This window comes from Chryseobacterium sp. YR221 (genome assembly GCF_900176315.1).
GTDB lineage: Bacteria > Bacteroidota > Bacteroidia > Flavobacteriales > Weeksellaceae > Chryseobacterium > Chryseobacterium rhizosphaerae.
In genome coordinates, this window is the sequence record NZ_FWXM01000006.1 from 379,343 (window position 1) to 400,815 (window position 21,473).

15 protein-coding genes are annotated in these 21,473 nt (G+C 35.2%); all 15 read left to right on the forward strand.

Features of this window, described 5'->3' with window-relative positions:
* Positions 1 to 297: 297 nt before the first annotated feature.
* The 15 genes from B8967_RS18795 to B8967_RS18865 all read left to right on the forward strand — a co-directional run bounded on the left by B8967_RS18795 (position 298) and on the right by B8967_RS18865 (position 21,107).
* A complete protein-coding gene (locus tag B8967_RS18795) occupies positions 298 to 3,663 on the forward strand; it encodes a T9SS type A sorting domain-containing protein (RefSeq protein WP_179140086.1) in 3,366 nt (1,121 codons plus the stop codon).
* Positions 3,664 to 3,938: 275 nt separating this feature from the next.
* Positions 3,939 to 6,500 (forward strand): type I DNA topoisomerase, encoded by a 2,562-nt coding sequence (gene topA / locus B8967_RS18800; protein WP_084087129.1) that lies wholly within the window; start codon positions 3,939 to 3,941, stop codon positions 6,498 to 6,500.
* A gap of 158 nt (positions 6,501 to 6,658) precedes the next feature.
* On the forward strand, positions 6,659 to 7,729 hold the full coding sequence (locus B8967_RS18805; protein ID WP_084087131.1) for a formimidoylglutamase: 1,071 nt from the start codon (positions 6,659 to 6,661) through the stop codon (positions 7,727 to 7,729).
* Positions 7,730 to 7,732: 3 nt separating this feature from the next.
* Positions 7,733 to 8,734: a glycosyltransferase family 2 protein gene (locus tag B8967_RS18810; RefSeq protein WP_084087133.1), complete on the forward strand. Its 1,002-nt coding sequence runs from the start codon at positions 7,733 to 7,735 to the stop codon at positions 8,732 to 8,734.
* Positions 8,735 to 8,844: 110 nt separating this feature from the next.
* Complete coding sequence (locus B8967_RS18815) at positions 8,845 to 9,963, forward strand: glycosyltransferase family 4 protein (protein WP_047492511.1); 1,119 nt, start codon at positions 8,845 to 8,847, stop codon at positions 9,961 to 9,963.
* A gap of 38 nt (positions 9,964 to 10,001) precedes the next feature.
* Positions 10,002 to 10,874: a polysaccharide biosynthesis/export family protein gene (locus tag B8967_RS18820; protein ID WP_374726280.1), complete on the forward strand. Its 873-nt coding sequence runs from the start codon at positions 10,002 to 10,004 to the stop codon at positions 10,872 to 10,874.
* 4 nt (positions 10,875 to 10,878) lie between these two features.
* Positions 10,879 to 13,380, forward strand: a complete 2,502-nt coding sequence (locus tag B8967_RS18825) for an exopolysaccharide transport family protein (RefSeq protein WP_084087136.1) — start codon at positions 10,879 to 10,881, stop codon at positions 13,378 to 13,380.
* A gap of 213 nt (positions 13,381 to 13,593) precedes the next feature.
* The gene (locus B8967_RS18830; protein WP_047492521.1) at positions 13,594 to 14,484 is read left to right on the forward strand and encodes a type IX secretion system protein PorG; all 891 of its coding nucleotides are present in this window, start codon (positions 13,594 to 13,596) and stop codon (positions 14,482 to 14,484) included.
* Between the two features lie 5 nt (positions 14,485 to 14,489).
* Positions 14,490 to 15,239, forward strand: coding sequence for an isoprenyl transferase (locus tag B8967_RS18835; RefSeq protein WP_047492522.1), 750 nt, complete (start codon positions 14,490 to 14,492; stop codon positions 15,237 to 15,239).
* Between the two features lie 28 nt (positions 15,240 to 15,267).
* The gene (gene bamA / locus B8967_RS18840; RefSeq protein WP_047492525.1) at positions 15,268 to 17,811 is read left to right on the forward strand and encodes an outer membrane protein assembly factor BamA; all 2,544 of its coding nucleotides are present in this window, start codon (positions 15,268 to 15,270) and stop codon (positions 17,809 to 17,811) included.
* Positions 17,812 to 17,819: 8 nt separating this feature from the next.
* Positions 17,820 to 18,368, forward strand: coding sequence for an OmpH/Skp family outer membrane protein (locus B8967_RS18845; RefSeq protein ID WP_047492528.1), 549 nt, complete (start codon positions 17,820 to 17,822; stop codon positions 18,366 to 18,368).
* Between the two features lie 73 nt (positions 18,369 to 18,441).
* Positions 18,442 to 18,945 carry an OmpH/Skp family outer membrane protein gene (locus B8967_RS18850; RefSeq protein ID WP_047492530.1) on the forward strand — a complete coding sequence of 168 codons (504 nt, stop codon included), beginning with the start codon at positions 18,442 to 18,444 and terminating at the stop codon, positions 18,943 to 18,945.
* Positions 18,946 to 19,015: 70 nt separating this feature from the next.
* A complete protein-coding gene (locus tag B8967_RS18855) occupies positions 19,016 to 19,501 on the forward strand; it encodes an acyl-CoA thioesterase (protein ID WP_084087138.1) in 486 nt (161 codons plus the stop codon).
* A gap of 43 nt (positions 19,502 to 19,544) precedes the next feature.
* Complete coding sequence (gene rfbD, locus B8967_RS18860) at positions 19,545 to 20,408, forward strand: dTDP-4-dehydrorhamnose reductase (RefSeq protein WP_047492537.1); 864 nt, start codon at positions 19,545 to 19,547, stop codon at positions 20,406 to 20,408.
* Positions 20,409 to 20,420: 12 nt separating this feature from the next.
* The gene (locus B8967_RS18865) at positions 20,421 to 21,107 is read left to right on the forward strand and encodes a hypothetical protein (protein ID WP_084087140.1); all 687 of its coding nucleotides are present in this window, start codon (positions 20,421 to 20,423) and stop codon (positions 21,105 to 21,107) included.
* The last annotated feature ends 366 nt before the right edge of the window (positions 21,108 to 21,473 follow it).

Here is a 21,473-nt window from a genome sequence, read left to right on the forward strand (position 1 = left end):
TTCAAAAAATTTAAGAAAAAGACAGCTCACGAAGAGCTGTCTTTTTTGCAATATAATATCTCGTTATATAAGAATAGTGAGTTTTTAGCGGTAATTGATTTATTTTTAATTATTTTTATTTTAATTAAAATATGGTATGCTTATTTTTAAATTAAATCTGTTTTTTTTGATGTAGGCTTAAAAATTGTATTTCTGTAGTACACACAAAACCAGAATATGAAACGTTTAGTAAAAAAATTAGCAGCAATTTTTTGCTTAGTGTCGATTGGTCTCTGTTTTAAAGGTAACATAATGTCCATGAAGGATTTTTCTTCAATTGGATATAGCGTAAACGTTTTGACTGCGAAGGAGTTGGATTCGTTGAATAAGCCTCAGAATAATCCTGGTTTGATTGTTATTCCTGACTGGAAAAAGGCACCTAACAGCTATTATTTTGATCCTGCTCAAAGTATTGACGGTTTGTTTATTCCTGTAAGAAAAGCTTATGCTATGTGGGAAGGTGATTCTTATATTAAAGGAAACGGAATTCCTGGAGGGACGGTGACAGCAGATGTGCTTTGGGAAGATGTGCATGGTTTGATTAAATCAGGAGTAGCCTATGCTTTAGAAATTTCGGGATCAGGGCAGGATGCGAAAATAAAAGTTCCCGTCAATAAGACTAAAAAAGGAAATGCAGTTATTGCTTTCAGGGTGAATGGAGAAGTCTACTGGAGCTGGCATGTATGGGTTACCGATGATCCTTCCAATGGCTCATCTTATAAAAGTTTTGAGAACCTTCAAAGGCTAAGATCAGACGGGAGTATTGAGCTTATTCCCGATTTTGAGTGGAAATGGATGGATAGAAACCTGGGAGCTCTTACCAGTTCTATTACTGCATCGGATTGGAACAGAAGCAATGGATTGCTTTATCAATGGGGAAGAAAAGACCCTATTCCACCCCTGGTAACAAGAGGGAATGATTTCTATGAAGCATCAGGATCTATAGGGCGGGTAAGACATAGAGCGGCAAAAAATTTCACCAATGCGGTAAGTATTGATGACCTTACGAAAGTGGTACTGCTTTCTGCAGCAGAGGTGACAAATAACATCAGGCTTTCTGTAAAAAATCCTTTGAGCCTGATCTATATTAATAAGAATGATAATTCCGGGCAGGCCTATTACAATAATGACGTCAATCTTCCTGTAAATTGGTTTGGTCGAACTTCTGATTTACCTGATAACAGGCTCTCGGAACTTAATCTTTGGTCTGATAATTCACAAGGGAAAATTGCGGAAGGCTATAATAACGACAGCAGTGCCAAGCCATATAGAGATAAATCCCCATATGACCCTTGTCCGAATGGCTGGCGTATTCCGTCTATGCTTGTTGCCAATCTTGGATCTTCCTCTTATATAGATGATATCAGAGTAGATTTTTCCCCTTTTGGAGTTAAAACCAATATAGGAAAAAATGCTTTCGAAGCCAATAAATACCACATTATAAAACCGACAGACGCAAGTGTTCCGGCGTTTATGACCGGTTTTAAGATCTACCCGAACTGGGGATTTGATCTCTCAAGTGTTAACGGTTATGATATGGGAGTATTTCCGGGGACCGGGCAACTCATCAGGAATGCTCATTTAGGGCAATATAGTGATCAGCATCATACTGCATTATGGACGGCTACTATGACCAGGCATTTTGATACTTCTCCTTCAGTTAGTGTCAGGGGCTTAACGATGATTCCGGATAAAGGACAACCTGATGTGCCCGATCCGGGTTATCCCAATATCCGGGGAAGATATTTTTATATGCCCATGTCCGGAATGTATACTTCAGATGCCAATGGATGCCGATGTATAAAAGACCCGTTGTATAAGATCAATGATTATGATTTTCCAACGGAATATATACCTGCTGCAGTGCCAGATTACAAAGAAGGAATCAATAACCCTAATACCTATCTGGCTACAAAAAGTACACAGCCCTATACTGTGGAAATTCCTGTCAGTAAAGCTTTCTCGGTGCAGAGTCAAGTGCTGAATAACCCCAATATATTGATTTCCTCAAGTTTTAATAATCTGAAAGCCAATGTCCTCTGGACTACCAATGTCAACCTCATTAGCAGTGTTTCCATGGTCAACCCATCTCCGTCTACACTTCAGGATATCAGATTTTCACGCATATCAGTAGAGATACGGCCTAACCAGAGTGGAAATGCAGTTATAACGCTACATAATGGAAGCATTACAAACCCTGTATACTGGAGCTGGCATATCTGGATTACGAATACTCCTGTGGTTTCTTACGCGTATACAACAGAGCTGCCGGTCAAAGAAGCCGTGAATTATGTAAATTATGTAAACAAAGCAGATATCGTACTGATGACTGAATTTCTGGACCGGAATATAGGTGCTTTGTCTGCTTTTCCCAATGTTGAAAATCCGTTAACTCCTACTGCTGCTGAGCTTTCAGAGATAAGAGCATCTACAGGATTGCATTACCAATGGGGAAGGAAAGATCCTTTTCCTACATTTCAATATGCGGATAACCGAGCCTCTTTCAATGTATTTTTAGGGAAGGTTCAGGATAATGGCAGCATTTCATATACTACACTTTCAGCTGCAACCTATAATAACCTTTCAGTAGGATATATAGTTCCTTATGATACATATGCTCCCGCTTCGGGTATTCAGGGAATAGATAAACCGGTTGATAAAGTGAATAAAATAATATCTTATTCAGTGCAGAACCCTTTGGCTTTTATGATACCAAGTACCTTTTCACCATTTAACAGTGCGTCGCCCAACTATACCAATGGAACAGACTGGGTTGCTAATGAACCCAATCTTGCTCCTGAAAGATGGGGAAGAGGCGGAGGGAAATCTCCTTTCGATCCATGCCCTGAAGGATGGAGAATTCCGGATCTTACCAGTGTAGCGCTGGTTTCCGGACAGGATTTTGGACAGACTCCATGGTATAAAAAGGATAAAAATATAGCGACCTCCTATAGTATTGTGACCGACTATAAGGGAATTCGTGTGAGAAATCCATCTACCACTTCTACAATCGGGTATCAGTTTTTAGATAATACGTATAGCATTGGAAATTATCCTGACTCAGGTTCCCGGGCATTCAGAAATGTTGTAGGTAATCAGTCTCCACAAGGAACTTTTAATGTGGTGAATTTTCAGTATGCAGGAATATGGACGGATGCACTGGCTTCAAATTATCTGGGAAGAGCTGTTAATGTATTATTTGATGCGGCTTCTGCTGCCAATCGCCTGATAGCCTTTCATGATAATAATGATCCGTATTTTGGAATGGGCTGCCGGTGTGTAAGAATTAAATATAATGCTTTTGGAAAAGAAGAAGGACCTGCTTCCAAATTTGTAATCACTGCGCTGAGGAATGGTATAGGAAGTCACGTGGGGTTCAGTACTATAGAGCTTAAAACGGAAACCAGGCATATTTCAGTGTTTCCCAATCCTTTTAAAGATATTCTTTACCTTAAAGAATCTGAAAATAAGGACTATACCTATGAAGTATTTGATGTTTCCGGAAGGCTTGTGAAATCGGGGAAATTTGAAAATAAACAAACAGATCTTTCCTCTTTAGTTCCGGGAGGATATTTAATAAGAATAAATAATTCTGAGGCTGTTGTGAAAATTATAAAAAGGTAAACCTGTAGTAATAGAGCTAAAAAAAGCAGAATAAATAGGTTTATTCTGCTTTTTTTGGAGAATACATATATTCTGTGTCTATAACAGTTGATGAAAAATTCTATATCCCTTAAGATTGATAAGTTGGTAACATGCTAAAACATACAATATAAAGGACTTGATTAGTCTGAAGAGATTTGTCATCATGCGCGTTTAAGAAATCTAATTGTCAAATTAAACGAATAGAACAAAAAGTATATAATAAAAAAGCTTTACTTTTGCAAAAAATTTTTAGAATGTCGAAAAATTTAGTAATCGTCGAGTCCCCGGCAAAAGCAAAAACTATTCAGAAATATTTAGGAAAGGATTTTGAAGTGAAATCCAGTTTCGGTCATATCCGGGACTTACCTAAAAAAGGTATGGGAATAGATCTTGCCACATTCAGTCCCGATTACGAAGTTTCTGCAGATAAAAAGAAATTGGTGACAGAATTAAAAGCTGCAGTAAAGAAGGCCGAAATGGTTTGGCTGGCTTCCGATGAAGACCGCGAAGGAGAAGCTATTGCCTGGCACTTAGCAGATGAGCTAAAGCTGAAGCCTGAAAACAGAAAAAGAATTGTTTTCCATGAGATTACTAAAAATGCCATTCTAAAAGCAATTGACAATCCCAGAGATATTGACCAAAACCTGGTGAATGCTCAGCAGGCAAGAAGAGTACTGGATAGAATTGTAGGTTTTGAAATGTCTCCTGTTTTATGGAAGAAGGTAAAGCCGGGATTATCTGCAGGAAGAGTTCAGTCTGTAGCGGTAAGATTAATTGTTGAAAGAGAAAAAGAAATCCGAGAGTTTGTCCCAAAAGCAAGCTTTAAGCTAGACGGAATCTTCCTGAATAATACAGAACAGGAAATTGCTGCTAAGCTGAAAAAAGATTTCGAAAAAGAACAGGATGCAGAAAAGTTCCTTGAACAGGCAAAAACTACAGAATTCAAAGTACTGAATGTGGAAACAAAACCTGGTACACGCTCTGCATCTGCTCCGTTTACCACTTCTACATTACAGCAGGAAGCTTCGTCAAGATTAGGATATAATGTGACCAATACCATGCGTCTGGCACAGAGATTATACGAAGAGGGATACATTACCTATATGAGAACTGACTCGGTAAACCTTTCTCAGGAAGCTATTGAAGGAGCTAAAAAACAAATCATATCAGAATACGGAGCAGAATATTCTTCTCCAAGAAATTATACTACAAAATCAGCATCAGCACAGGAAGCTCACGAAGCGATCCGTCCTACGGACTTTGGAGTGAAAAGTATAGGTGATGCACAGTTGAGTAAGCTATATCAGTTGATTTACAGAAGAACGTTGGCTTCTCAGATGTCTAATGCTAAAATTGAAAAAACGGTAATCGAAATCGGAAATGCATCTTTACCACATCATTTTGAAGCACAGGGAGAAGTTATTATTTTTGATGGTTTCCTGAAAGCTTATGGTATTGTAAAGACGGAAGATGAAGATGATGAGAACAACGAAAAGTTATTGCCAAAAGTAAAGGTGGGTGAAATACTAAGCTATAAAAGTATTACTGCCACAGAAAAGTTTACAAGACCGAGTGCAAGATATACGGAAGCCGGTTTGGTAAGAAAACTTGAAGAATTAGGGATTGGGAGACCTTCTACCTATGCTCCTACTATTCAGACGATCCAAAATAGAGAATATGTGGACAAGCGTGAGATTGAACCACAGACCCGTCAAGTGATTAAAATGTCTTTGGTAAAAGATAAAATCAAAAAAGTAGTTCTTGACGAGAAATTTGGTGGTGATAAAAATAAATTCATTCCTACAGATATTGGAGAGGTTGTTAATGACTTCCTGACCGATAACTTTAAAGAAATCTTAGATTATGGTTTCACGGCAAGGGTAGAAGAGAGTTTTGATGAAATTGCAAGTGGTGATCAAAAGTGGAAAGAAATGATGACCAATTTCTATTCAAAATTCCACCCAAGAATTGAAGATGTAGAAGAAAATGCTGACCGTGCAACTGGAGACAGATTATTGGGAGTAGATCCTAAAACAGGTAAAAATGTTCACGCCAGAATTGGAAGATTTGGAGCGATGATCCAGATTGGAGAAACTGACGATGAAGAAAAACCAATCTTTGCTTCATTGATGACCGGCCAAAATATAGCCACGATTACTTTTGAGGAAGCTATAGAATTGTTCAAATTACCTTTTGATTTAAATGAATTTGAAGGGCATGCTGTTTCTGTAGGGGTAGGAAGATTTGGACCTTATGTAAAATGGGGTGATACTTTCATCAGTATCCCTAAAGGTGAAGATCCTTTATCTGTGAGCCAGAGCCGTGCAGAGGAAATTATCAACGAAAAGAAAAAAGCCGATGCGCCGATTGCCACTTATAAAGGGGAACCGGTGACCAAAGGAGCAGGAAGATTCGGTCCGTTTATCAAATACAAAGATATTTTCATCAATGTTCCGAAGAAATATAATTTTGACAACCTTTCTCAAAGCGATATCAATGAACTGATTGATGCTAAGCTGGAAAAAGAAGCGAACCGTTATATCCAGCAGTGGGAAAAAGAAAAAATATCTCTTGAAAATGGAAGATGGGGGCCTTTCATCAAATTTGGAAAAGCAATGTTTAAAATTCCAAAGAAAAACGATGATACAAAATATGATGCTGAAGAATTGAAGGACATTTCTCTGGACGAGGTGAAAAAATGGATTACCGCTCAGGATAAAAATGCCTTTGCAGAAAAGAAAAAACCTGCTGCCAAAAAAACTGCCGCTGTAAAGAAAACAGCAACAGCTAAAAAGCCAGCAGCTAAAAAGAAGTAATATTAAAATAATAATACAAAGCCGTTAACAAATAGTGTTAACGGCTTTTTTTATGAATAAAAGCACTAAAGAGGTGAGGAGTTGCTATGGTTTTTTTTGTATGTTTGTTAGATAAAGCAATTAGTAAATTATCACCTTATCAAATTTTTTGAATTAATATGGATTTTGAAGACTTTATCATTTCACCAAGAAATTTCAAAGCAGAAACCTGGCAGATTGGAAGTCGAATTACAAAAGATATAAAAGAGGACAGTATTGTACTTTTATTTGTATCAGATTACAGAGGAGCAGGCGGTGAAGCAGAGGTACAGGATTTTACAGCAGTAAGAAAGGAGTTTTACAAACTTTCTCAGCTTGATTTTGAAATTCCTATTGTAGATCTTGGAGATTTGGTTTCAGGGAAATCTGTTCAGGACACCCATTACATTTTACAGGAAGTTTTGTCGGCCTGTCATTATAAAAGAGCGATTCCTGTCATTATAGGAGGTTCCAACGACTTTGCCTTTTCTTTATTTTCTGCATTAAATTTTCATCAGAAAAGTCTCAATTTTACCCAGATCAGTAATATGATTTCCCTTAAGCAGGGAGAAGAAATTAATGAGTATACGTTTTTAAGCAAAATTTTTGGAGCAAAAAATTTTTCTATTAAAAATTACCACCATTTAGGATATCAGAAACATTTAAATGAAATAGATTCTGTTCGGCTGATTAAGGAAGTAGAATTTGATATTATCCGTTTGGCTGAAATGATGAACTCTACTGAAAAGACAGAGCCTTTCTTCCGAAGAGCAGATCTTGTAACTGTAAATTGCGATGCTATTGAAAGTTTCAGTGAGCCTTTTTCTATGAATCCTCAGGTGAACGGGTTGAATAGAAGAGAAATTTGTGCCTATATGAAAGAAATAGGGCTGAGTGAAAATCTGAAATCTGTAGGAATCTTTAATTATAATATCTATTCTGAAAATCAACTGAATCACCAGTTACTAGCTCAAATGCTCTGGTACCTGACTGAAGGTATTAATATTCAGAGATCACATCCGAAAGAAAGACATCATGAAATATTCTATGTGTTGGTTGATGACAGGCAGTATGCTTTCAAACGGGATACTTTCAGTAATTTATGGTATTTTGGTGAGGATGAGAATATAGAAAACTGTATTCCGTGTTCCCGGAAAGATTTTGATGATGCCAAAAAAGGCTGGCTGAATGCAAGGCTGACGAAAATTTAATGTATGATAAATACTCTTTCAAAAGTTTCCATCATTGTTCCTGTGTATAATGTCGAAAATTATTTGACAAAATGCCTCGACTCTTTGGTTAATCAGAGTTTTCAAAACATTGAAATTCTTGTGGTGAATGACGGCAGTAAGGACCGTTCTGAAGATATTATTAAAGAATATTCTCAAAAATATCCTGAAAAAATCAAAACTTTCACTAAAGAAAATGGTGGGCTAAGTGATGCCCGTAACTTCGGACTTGACAGGGCAACAGGTGATTATATTGGGTTTGTGGACAGCGATGACTATGTTACAGAAACAATGTTTGAAGAAATGCTTCTTCTGGCAGAAAAGCATCAGGCTAAAATGGTGATCTGCAATATCCAAAAAGTAGATCAGAATGGAGGAATTACCCAGAAGCTGACCCAAATACCTCATATGCCTGAGGAGATAGACCTTGAAAAAAACTTTTCTGTTTTTTCAGATATCAGCTATTTTGCCTGTAACAAATTGTTTAAAAAAGAACTCTTTCATCAGAAAAGATTTAAGAAAGGGGTGCACTTTGAAGATATTCAGCTTATTCCACAGCTTTTGCTAGAATGCAAAAAAATTGCTCAAACTCAGAATTACCATTATCAGTACCTTGAGCGTACGGACTCCATTACAAAGACCCATACTGAAAAAGGACTTGATATGCTGAAAGCAGTAGCAGATGTTGAAAATATCTTTAATGAATCACAATACACTCATAAAAGAAAAGAGCTGAAAAATTTTCAGATTTTTGAAGGAGTTTATTCATTTCTGGCGTATCTGGCATTCGTTAAAAAAGATGAAGTGTTTTATGAAATGGCTGAACAACTGGATGTTTTCATGAAAAAAAGACATATAAAAATTCAAGATATATTGAACTATAGTCGTTTTGGTAAGAATTATCTTTTATCTTTGCCAGTGAAAAAAAAGATTTTTTATCTGTTATTTTTTGCGGGGCAGAAGAAACTGATAAGAAAATTAATGTAAACACAAATGTAAGTACTATTGTTTCGGATAGTAACGTTATGATGTAGATGATTCGTTATATCTATATGATGATTTTTCAAACGAGGCATGAGTAACTGAATAAGAAAAAAATGAAAAATTTTGAATTGTTCTTAAGCGGATCGGGGATACCTATTTTCTATGTGAAGATAGGTTTAGGCTTTATATTCTCCTTTTTAATCACTTTTTTTTCTGTACCTACCATTGTAAAGATTTCAAGAAGAAAGAATCTGATGGATGAACCCGGAATAAGAAGTTCACACCTCAGAAAAATTCCCAATCTTGGTGGTATAGCAATCTTCTATTCCATAGGAATCTGCGCTTCTATTTTTGCCTACGAGCTGTTTGATCTCTATAAGTTCTTATTTGCATCATTAATTATCCTGCTGTATGTAGGGGTAATGGATGATATTGTCGTGATGAGAGCTTATAAAAAGCTTGTGGCGCAGGTAATTGTATCTTCATTGGTTGTTATTGGATCAGATATCAGAATCCGAAGTTTATTTGGGATATTTGGAGTGTATGAACTGAGCTACTTCGTAAGTGTTGTATTCAGTATTATTACTTTCATTGTTCTTATTAATGCATTCAACCTGATAGATGGTATAGACGGCCTTGCAGGAGGATATTCTGTGATTTGCAGTGCCTTGTTCGGAATAAGCTATTACAGACTTGGGGAATATAATTATCCATTGGTTATCTTATCCGTTGTGATTATAGGAACTGTTTTGGCATTTCTATATTATAATCTCTCAAACTATAGAACCAATAAAGTATTTATGGGGGATACAGGCTCTATGTTGCTAGGTTTTTTACTGGCATTCACATCTATTTGTTTTATTGATATTTTTATTGATAAAAAGTTGGTAGATGTACCAAGGTATCACCTACAATCTGCACCTGTTGTAGCTGTGGCTATTTTGATCCTGCCTATTGTAGATACGTTAAATGTAATTATGATAAGACTTTACAATAAAAAGTCACCCTTTGATGCAGATAAAAACCATATTCACCATAAGCTGCTGAAACTTGACCTTACCCACAGGAGATCAACCTTCTATATCATTCTTTACTATCTGATGATTGTAGGAATTGCTTATTATTTAAGACATATGAATGTAAATCTACTGCTACTGGTTATTATTTCACTGGGCTTTTTGGGAGCTTATTTACCGGATTTATTGTATCGGTTAAGAAATAACAAAAATTAACAATTTAATCTTTACTTTTGTAAACATATTTTAACATGATGAAGAACTTTAAGTATTTATTTTTAATATTACCCTTTTTAATTACTTCCTGCATCACAACAAAGGATGTGCGATATTTACAGCCAAGTGAGAGTCTTGTCATAAACGAAGAAGGTCTTGTTCCCTACAATATCCCTGTTTATAGGATTACTAAAAATGATATCCTCAATTTAAACATCGTTACCACTCCTAAAGGAGATGCTGCCCAGTTTTATTCTGCCTATAATGCTTCCGGGGGAGTTGGTATCCCCGTTTTGAATAATGCCGCTTCCGGAGTAGGAAGGGCCAGCGGAGCAATTGGAGAAGGTGCCAGTTTTGCAGGAAATACAAACTTTTATTTTAATGGTTTAAAAGTAGACTCTAATGGTGATATCAATGTTTTTGGAGTAGGCTACGTAAAAGCTGAAGGAAGGACTTTGGATGATATAAGCAAAGAAATTCAAGGAAAAGTAAATGAAAACTTTCAGGATGGTAAATCTGAAGTAAGATTAAATACGAACGGAATTACCTACTATATTCTTGGAGACGTAGAAACTACCGGTATTTCAGGTGAAAAAGTGGCTCATAAAAATACAATGACTATTACCGAAGCTTTAGCCATAAATGGTGGACTGAATAGAACAATTGACCGGAAAAATATTGTAATTCATAGAAAATTGCCGGAAGGAATTAAAATTGCTAAAATAGACCTTACCCGGGAAGATCTTATGAATTCTCCTTTTTATTATGTGCAGAATGGAGATGAAATTTATCTGAACACGAGAAAGAAAAGCTTGAACGGATTCGGAAAAGATCCTATTCAGACACTACTTACCAGTGTGACGGCAATTACAACTGCATTGACTTTATATACAATCCTACAAAAACTTTAATCCTATGATTCCAGGAAAAGACGATAAAGTAGGAAGAAACGACTCCTCAAAAGAAAAGTATGGGGTGTTTGCGTTATTTGATATTGAACATTTTGTAAGAAGAATACTTAAAAACTGGTATTGGTTTGTATTTATGCTGTTTATTGGATATGCCATTTCTTGGGTATACAGTAAATATTACGCGCAGAATATATTTGCATCAGATATATCCTTAAGTACTTCAAACAATACTGCCAGCTTTTTACAACCCACTCAGGCAAGCCAGTCCATTAATTTTATCTGGGGGCAAAATGGTAACCAGGACGGAATATTTTTAAAGAAAATGCTTTTATCAAGATCTCACAATGAGTTTTTGGTAAAAGAGCTGGATCTGTTTGTTAATTATTCTACCAAAGGGCTTATAAAGTCTACCTATTTGGACAAAGATGACTCTCCAGTATTTCTTGAGATTGATAAAAAACATCTTCAGCAGACCCATTACCCAATTACACTAATCCCAAAAGGAAATGGAACATATGAGGTAGTTCTTCCGGAAGAAGGAGAATCTACCAACTTATACAGTTACGAAGCCGAAAACTTTCAGGCCATCAGACCTTATACCAGACCTGCTAATAAAATTATCAGGATAAATGAATGGTATAATTCTCCTAACTTAAGATTTAAGCTGGTTCAAAACTCGGTAACTCCTAAAATCAAATTTGAGAATATTATTATTAATCTGAATACTGTCAATGAAAGTGTTAATGATATTGTTTCTACAATTGCTGTAGATTTCGATAAAGAAATCAGTACGATAATGGTTATTGTAAAGAAAGGGTACAACCTGAACAGTACTGTAAACTTTCTTAATAAATCTGTGGCTGAACTTCAGAAAAAAAGACTTGCTGATAAAAATATAGTGAACAAAAACACGGAAGCTTATCTGCAGGGAAATTTAAGTAATATAAGAAAGAAGTTAGATTCAAGTGCTAACGTGCTTAATTATTTAAAGACATCAGAGAAACTTTATAATATTAAAGACAGGGATGAGAAGTCTCTCGATAAAATAAAAGAGCTTGAATCCAGAAAAGCTGATCTGGTTAGTAAAATCAGTTCACTCAATACAATTAAGAATACCCTTCAATCCCAGGATTTCGACAAAATGATCGGAACTAATGCAGCAGGCTTCGAGGATGGTATGTTCTCTGCTTCTGTTACCGAACTGAAGGCTTTATATACTAAAAGATCAGAAATGGCTTTAATTTATAAAGCGAATTCTGAACCTATGAAAGAAATCAACCGACTTATTAATGAGTCGAGAATGGGGGCATCAAATAGTCTGAGAAATTATTATACTAAATACTATGATGAGATCAATAAAATTGATCGGGATGTCTCAGATGCCAATTCAGATCTTGCTTTATATCCTGAAAAAGAAAGAAAATATCTGGATGCAGAACGAGGGTATAATATGATAGAATCTACTTATAACAGTCTTTTGGGAAGGCAGAATGATACACAGATGAGAATGGCGACCAACCAGTCTGATATTACGGTTATTGACCCTGCTAAGAATTTAGGACAGAACCCTATCGCTCCCAATATAAAACTGACTAAGATTATTATTATATTAGGAATGTTACTTCTTCCTCTTTTATTTATTTTAATAGGAGAACTTCTGGATAATAAGGTGAGAAATATTAAAGAACTATTAAGCGCCACTAAGATTCCATTACTGGGTGTTATCGGAAATAATAGTAACGAAAATATGCTTACCGTTTTGGAACAGCCAAAATCATCAGTTTCAGAAGCGTTTAGAGGAATAAGAGCGAGTATGAGGTTCTTAATGAATAATGAAGAAGAAAAAGGGAAGGTGATATTGGTGACTTCTTCCATTGGTGGAGAAGGAAAGACTTATGTTTCTATCAATTTAGCTTCTGTAATTGGTCTGAGTGACAAAAAAGCAATCCTCCTGGGAATGGACCTTAGAAAGCCTAAAATCTTTGGTGATTTTAAAATTGACAATAAATATGGGATTTCAAACTACCTGACGGGAGAAGTAGAAATAGACCAGATTATCAATAAAACGAGAATCCCAAATCTGGATGTAGCGACCTCCGGACCCATCCCGCCAAATCCTTCTGAACTTTTAATGAGCCAGAGAAATATTAAATTTTTGGAAGAACTAAAGGAAAAATATGATTTCATTATTATAGATTCTCCGCCGGTAGGTCTGGTTGCAGATTCTTATGAACTGATGAAATATTCTGACGCCAATATTTATGTTGTTCGTCATGAGTATACCGAAAAATATATGCTTAAAATGATTACCGATAAGTATCATAATAATGAAATTAATCATCTAGGGCTTATTTATAATGATTATAATACAAAACAAGGTTACGGCTATGGTTATGGCTACGGTTACGGCTATGGGTACGGTTATTTTGATGAAGATAAAAATTATAAAGAACCATTGTTGATCAGGATAAGGAACAAAGTACAGACAATGTTTAATAAAAAATAGAGCTTTAAACCCTCATATAATGGGGGTTTTTCTATATATTATGTATTTTCAATCTGTGAAAAAAAGAATATTTTTGCCACTTTATCGTTTACTTTATAACAAATTATGTTTTTTTGTTTATTTTTAACTAAACATTAAGATTATCATTAATATAAAAATGTTTTATATTTGCAAAAATTAAATTTTAAAATAACCATAAATCCATATTCTTTTATGAATAAAAAATTATTGTTTAGCTTCCTTGCTCTCCTTGGAGTAGTAAGTGTTAAGGCACAAAGAAACGAATTGGGGATTCGTCTAGGTATGAGTAACCTAGTGGGAGATGTAGGAAGTACGAATTATATTTTACAAAAGCCGTTGGATTTAAATAAAGTTTCAGATTGGGGATTCCCATTTTATGGAGGATTATTATATAGATTTAATTTTAATCCGCACCAGACTGTTAGATTGGACTTAGGGTATAACCAGATTCAATTTAGCGACAAGGTTGCGAAAGAAGAATACAGAAAAAACAGAAACTCATTTGGAAAGAATAATGTGTATGAAGCAAGCTTAATGTTTGAATACAACTTTTTTCCAATAAATAACGAGCAGATAAGCATGGTAAGTCCATATATTTTCGGAGGTATCGGAGCTTTAATGTTTGATGCTCCTAAGGCTACTCTTATGAATGATTTCAGAAGAGATGCAGATGGAGTAGCACAAGCTCCTATCAATGAATTGGACTTTAAAACTTCCACAGAATATTCATTAGGAAAAAAAGTTACAATGCATATTCCTTTTGGTGTTGGTTTGAAATATAAATTTAACCATTCTTGGGCTATATTTGCAGAGGCTACATTTAGATATACATTGACTGATCAGCTGGATCATAGCAAAGTGCTTTCTAAAGATATCAAAGCTTCTTATAATGCAGATATTTTAGACCCTACCACCGGAGGTTCATTATTGCAGTCAGGAAACTATTATGCTGTTGCTAAAGAAAGAGAGGAGGAGTTTATTAAAAAAAGAAATATTGGAGATGATAGATCTAATGATTGGATGAATACTTTCAGTTTAGGACTGACTTTTTCATTCGGAAGACCTCCATGTTATTGTGATTAATTAATATGTCGTTGATTAAAGATAAAATAAATTCTGAGAATTTACCGAAACACGTGGCTATCATTATGGATGGCAATGGAAGATGGGCAAAATCTCGTGGCGAAGAAAGAACTTTCGGCCACAAAAATGCCATTAATGCTGTAAGAAATGCCATTAATGCATGTAATGAGATCAATATTCCCTATTTAACTCTTTATACGTTCTCTTCAGAAAACTGGAGTCGTCCTGCTGAAGAAGTAAATAGCCTTATGAATCTACTGGTTGAGACTCTACTGCTTGAGGCAGAAGAGATCTTCAGTAAAGGATTAAGGATGCATGTTATAGGGAATTTGGAAAAACTGCCTACATTAGTAAGAGAACAATTGCTGCGTGTGGTAGAACTTACAAAAGAAAACACAAAAGGAAACTTAGTATTGGCTATAAGCTATGGTTCACAAAATGAAATTTTGAACGCCATAAAGAATATAAGTTCTGATGTAAAAGAAGGAAAAGTAGAGGTAGAGAATATTGATGAAAAATTATTCGAAAACTATCTGTATACAAAGGACTTTCCTCCTGTAGATTTGCTGATAAGAACCAGTGGAGAAATAAGAATAAGTAATTTTCTTCTTTGGCAGATCGCCTATGCAGAATTACAGTTTTTAAATGTTCTATGGCCGGATTTTACCAAGGATATCTTCTTCCAGTGTATTGTGGATTATCAAAACAAAGAAAGAAGATACGGATTAACCGGTGAGCAACTAACAGGCCAATAAAATTTTAAGAAAAGAAAGACTCGATAAAATGAAGTTTAGACTATTACCCATCATTATGTTTGCTGCTTCTGCGCATTTTTATGGACAAGTAACTCCACAGGATAGCACAAAAGTAAACAATGCTGTGCATGCAGAAAGTGAAGTAGGTACTTATACACTTAAAGACATTGTTGTAGATGGGGTAAAAAAATATACACCAGCTCAAATCTTACGATTTACAGGATTATCCAAAGGAGAAAGTGTTGACATTCCGGGGCAAAAAATCAGCAATGCTGTTAAAAAGCTATGGGATACGCAATCTTTTTCCGAAGTGGAAGTTTACGTTCAAAGTATTGAAGGGCAAACTGTAATTCTTAGATTCTATCTGGAAGACCTTAAAGAGCTTGGAGAAGTTAAATTCAAAGGGAAAGGAATCGGTAAATCTAAAAGCGAAAAACTCGCTAAGGATAATAATCTGAAACCGGGAACTAAAATTACCCAGAATTTAATCTCAAGTCTTAAAACAAACATCCCAAAAGACTATATTAAAAAAGGTTTTGCAGATGCTAGAATCAACATTGAAGATAAAGTCAATGCAGGAGACCCTGCATTAGTAGACTGGACGATCAATGTAGATAAGGGTAAAAGAATAAAAATTGATCATATTGAATTTGAAGGTAACGAAAGTGTTACAGACAGTAAACTTAGAAATAAGGCCTTCAAAGAAACTAAGCAAAAGCGTTTTGGTATCGGAGGAATTTTGAAGTCTTCAAAATTCATTGAAGATAAATACCAGGAAGACAAGCGTGGCCTGATCAATTATTATAACTCCTTAGGATACAGAGATGCGAAAATCGTTTCAGATTCTGTATGGAGAAATAAGAGAAATAATTACGAAATCAATGTAAAGTTGAATGAAGGTAAAAAGTATTATATCGGGGATGTTACATTCACTGGAAATACTGTGTATCCTACAGATTACTTACAGAGATTGTTAGGATATAAGAAGGGAGATATTTACGATGCAGTAGGATTCAACAAAAAAGTTGGAGAAGATGGTGGTAAAGAAGATGATTCAGATATTAAATCTGTATACATGAATAATGGATACCTTTTCTCTAATGTAACCCCAATAGAAAAATCCGTAACAGGAAATGCCGTTAATCTGGAAATCAGAATTACCGAAGGAGAACAGGCTACATGGAATAAGGTAACATGGCAAGGGAATACCACAACCCATGACCACGTTGTATTGAGAGCTTTAAGAACAAGACCTGGTGACCTTTTCAAAAAGACAGAAATCAAAAGAACGTATTTTGATCTTGCCGGGATGTCTTTCTTTGATCCACAACAGATCGGACAGGACATTCAGCCTAACCAGCAGGATAATACTGTAGATGTTAACTGGAAGCTTGTAGAAAAAGGATCTTCTCAGGTTCAGCTGCAAGCGGGATATGGTGGTAACAGCTTTATTGGTACTTTAGGATTGACGTTTAATAACTTCTCCCTAAAGAATTTCCTTAAATTTAAAGACTTTAAACCAGTACCTCAGGGGGACGGACAGACATTATCTATCCAAATGCAGGCAGGACAGTATTTCCAAAACTATGGTATTTCATTTACTGAACCATGGTTATTCGGAACAAAACCAACTGCACTTTCTGTAAGTTTAAATAACTCAAGAGTAAGATACAGCGATACGGTAGGAAACTCACAAAAGTTAAATATCTTCTCGGCATCTGTTGGATTAAACAGATATTTGAACTGGCCTGATGATTACTTCTCATTGTATACAGGTATTCAGTTCCAAAAGTATAACTTCAGTAATTATCCTTTCCAGTTTGGAGATACTACAGAATATTATGGAGATGCTAATAACTTTAGTATCAATGTAGGTTTGAGCAGAAATTCAGCGGGTATTGACCCTATTTTCCCTACAACGGGTTCTAATATTGAACTTTCTGCAAAGCTGACCCCTCCATATTCATTGTTTGGTAATAAAGATTATTCTACAATGGCAGCCATCGATAAATATAAGTGGATGGAATTCTATAAAATTAAGTTCAAGGCAGATGTATATAATGAAATTGCCGGGAAGCTAGTTTTAAGATCTTCTGCTGAAATGGGATTCATGGACGGTTACAACAGTAATTTAGGGGCTCCGCCATTTGAGAGATTTTATATGGGAGGAACCGGTCTTTTCGGAGGTAGATATGATGGTCGAGAATTAATCCCTTTAAGAGGTTATGAAAATGCTTCTACCTATGGGGGAGATGCTTCCCAGGGAGACATCACTCCAAAAGGAGGTGGAACAATCTATAACAGATTTACTTTAGAATTGAGATATCCGATTTCAATGAATCAGACAGCTAAGATTTATGCATTGACGTTTGCTGAAGGAGGTAATGTTTGGAATTCTTGGGGAAATTATAATCCTTTCCAGCTGAAGAGATCAGTAGGAGTAGGGGTAAGGGTTTATATGGGAGCATTTGGATTGATTGGATTTGATTTCGCTTATGGATTTGATAAGACAATTTCCGGAACAGACCCATCAGGCTGGAAGACTCACTTCTTGATGAACCAAACATTATAATTATAAATATGAAAAACTTTAAAGTAACTTTCACATTCGTATTGCTTTTATTGTTTGGGCTTAATAATGCTCAAAAAATAGGAGTGGTGGATACTGATTATATTTTAAATAAATTACCTCAGTATAAAGAAGCCGAAGCAAGATTAAACTCACAGATCGATACATGGCAGTCAGAACTTCAAAATCTGCAATCAGAGTATGAAAGAAAGAAATCTGCATTTGAAAGTGAAAAAGTATTATTGATAGGAGATCAGTTAAAGCTAAGAGAAAAAGAAGTAGTAGATCTTGATAAGAATGTTAAAACAACTACCAGTCTTCGTTTTGGCGCCAATGGTGAAATTACAAAGCTGAGAACAAATCTTGTTTTACCGTTCCAGGATCAGATATGGAATGCTATTAAAACAATGTCTGAGAAAAATGGTTTGGGCATAGTTCTTGATAAAAGCAATAACATTAGTGTTATTTTTCTCCAGAAAAAATATGATTTTACAGACAAGGTCTTAGACATTTTGTTGAAAGGAACTGATAAGAAAGAAAAAACGAATAGCAAAAAATAAAAATTAATTATCAAATTAACTTTTGCTTAAATTTGAAGTCTAAAAACAAATTAAATTATTTATTATACCAGTTATGAAAAAATTAAGTGTATTATTTGCAGCAGTAATGATGGTTGTATCAGTAGGTATGGCAAAAGCTCAAAAAATTGCTACTTTAGATGTGATGGGAGTTCTTAATGCAATGCCTGAAAAGAAAAAAGCAGATGCTGATATCAAAACATTCTTGGATACTAAACAAGCTGAGATCAAGAAAAAAGCTGATGCAGGGCAAGTAAAACTAAAGCAGTATACTGAAGAAGCTCCTAAAAAGACTGCAGACGAAAACAAAGCTAGAGAAGCTGAATTACAAAAAATTCAGGAAGAAATAGCTCAAATGCAGGATAAAGCTCAAAAAGATCTACAAGCAAAACAAGATGTAGCTTTCGCTCCTATTGAGAAAAAACTAAATGATGCAGTAGAAAAAGTAGCTAAAGCTAGCGGATATGATTATATCATGGATGCAAATTCAGCAGCATTTGTTTACAAAGCAGGAGCAGATGCTACTGCAGCTGTAAAGAAAGAATTGGGAATTCAATAATTTCTGCGAATTAACAAAGATTTATAAAACTAACCGCCTCTTTTAGAGGTGGTTTTTTTATTTTTGCGGAATGGAAAAAGAAGTATCAACCACGGTTAAAGTTAGATTTAGTGATTGTGACCCAATCGGACATTTGAATAATGTAAAATATTTGGACTATATGTTCAATGCAAGAGAGGATCATGTAGAAACATTTTATGGATTTACCTATGAGGAATATACTAAACAGACTGGCTGTACTTGGATCGCAATTCAAAATGAAATTGCCTATTTAAAAGAAGTAAGATACAATACCCAGGTTGTAATAAGCAGTAAAACAATAGAAATACAGGATAGAACAGCTAAAGTAGAAATTCTGATGAAAAGCTTGGACGAAAAAACCGTTCATGCTGTGCTTTGGGTAACGGTTATTTATTTCAATATTAAAACCAGAAAATCAGAAATTCATCCTGAAGATATCAAAGAGACATTCCATAAGTTTTATGTAGATTTAGAGCAGAAAGACTTTCAGCCAAGAGTTAAATTCCTGAGATCTCAAAACGCAAGGAATTCTTAAAATTGAGGATTAATCTTTTTGTTAATTTAAAATAATAATATAAATGAAGAAAATACTAGTAGTAGGAAGCAATGGACAATTAGGAAATTGTATTAGAAAAATTGCTCCCGATTTTGAAAATACATATGAATTCTTATTTACAGATTCAAAAACCTTAGATATTACAAACGAAGAGCAGGTTAATGACTTTTTTTACGATAACAAGCCTGACTATTGCATCAACGCTTCAGCTTATACAGCGGTAGACCTGGCAGAAAAAGAGAAAGAAAAAGCATTTGCTGTAAATGCTGAAGGGGTAGCTCATCTTGCTCAGGCTTGTACAGACTATAAAAGTATATTAATTCATGTCTCTACAGACTATGTTTTTGATGGAGATACAAATCTGGCCTATTCAGAAGATGATTTTACAAGCCCTATTGGGGTATATGGTCAGTCAAAAAGAAAAGGAGAAGAGCTTGCTTTGGAAATTAATCCCCAAACTATTGTTCTGAGAACATCCTGGCTGTATTCAGAGTTTAATAAAAACTTTGTGAAGACCATGCTGAATTTATTTTCTCAAAAAGATGAGTTGGGTATAGTTGCCGATCAGTTTGGGCAACCTACCAATGCCAATGACCTTGCTGAAGCAATAATGAATATTATTGAATCTCCGGTGAAAACTTTTGGTATTTTCCACTTCTCAAACTATCCGGAAACAACATGGTTTGAATTTGCCAAAAAAATTGCTGAGTTTTCAAAATCGTCAGTAAAACTAAATCCCCTGACAACAGATCAATACCCAACTCCGGCAAAAAGACCGGTAAGAAGTACCATGTCATTGGATAAGATAGAAGAAACTTACCATATAGAAGCTAAACATTGGGAAAATAGCCTGGAAGAATGTGTAAGCATACTTTCACAACAATAATTTATAGAGTATATGAAAAATCTAGCAATCATCTTTTCTATATTGTGCTTCCAGTTTTGGAATGCACAAAATGTTTACCTGATTAAGGTAGAAAAGACAAATGATAACCAGGATAAATTTCTATACCGGAAAGATGATACCCTATCAGAGACGATTTATTTAGGAGAAGTAGAAGTTCAGGGGTTTTCAAAAGATGACGCTGGAATTTTTTCATTGGTGTATAAAAAGGCAAAAGAGATAGGTGCTAATGCATTTGCACTAAAACCTTTTGAAAATGTTGATGGAACTGCTCAGCCCTTTAATCCAGCCAACTATAAAATTGCGCTTTATTATACACCCAAAGAAAAATGGGTAGGGAAGGACGGTATGCTGTATGTATTTGCTTCCTCAGAGAAAGCTCAGAAGATTAGTGTTAATCAGAAAAACTATACCTTACAACCCCGGACATTTATCAAAGTAAAAATTGTTCCCGGGGAAATCTATACCGTTTCAACGAAAAAACTTTTGGGTTCCACGATAAAAGTTCAGCCAAAAGATAATAAGGATAATATGTATTTTCAGATTTCATCTTTGAAAGTTAAATCAGATACTTCCGGAAATGGTGGTTTGAATCTTAAATCTGGTGATGTGCATGGTTTGGAGAAATCTTATGCTGAGTTCCTAAGCCTTATTTATAAAGATGATACACCATTAAAATAAACAATATCCTATTTAATTCCTGTTTCTAAATACTGGAAGGCGAAATTTTATATCTTGTTTAAAATTTTTAACCCTGCGCTCCAGTATGTTAGATTTAAATATTACATAATTGTAAATTTAAAGTTAAATAAACTTGTTTGGTATAGGTAAGTTGGCTTACCTTTGCCCCACTGAAAAACGAAAGAGACTCAGTAAGCGCAGAAGAGCTTTTAGCTAAGCAGAAACGACATACTCAAAAAGATAATAATTCTAAAAAACACGTTCAAAACTTTTTAAAAATAAAAGTTGCGAAAGTGAAAAAGATTTGTATCTTTGCAGTCCCAATATGGGAGCGCAGGAGTAGATGGATTGAGGGTTTAGAGAAGG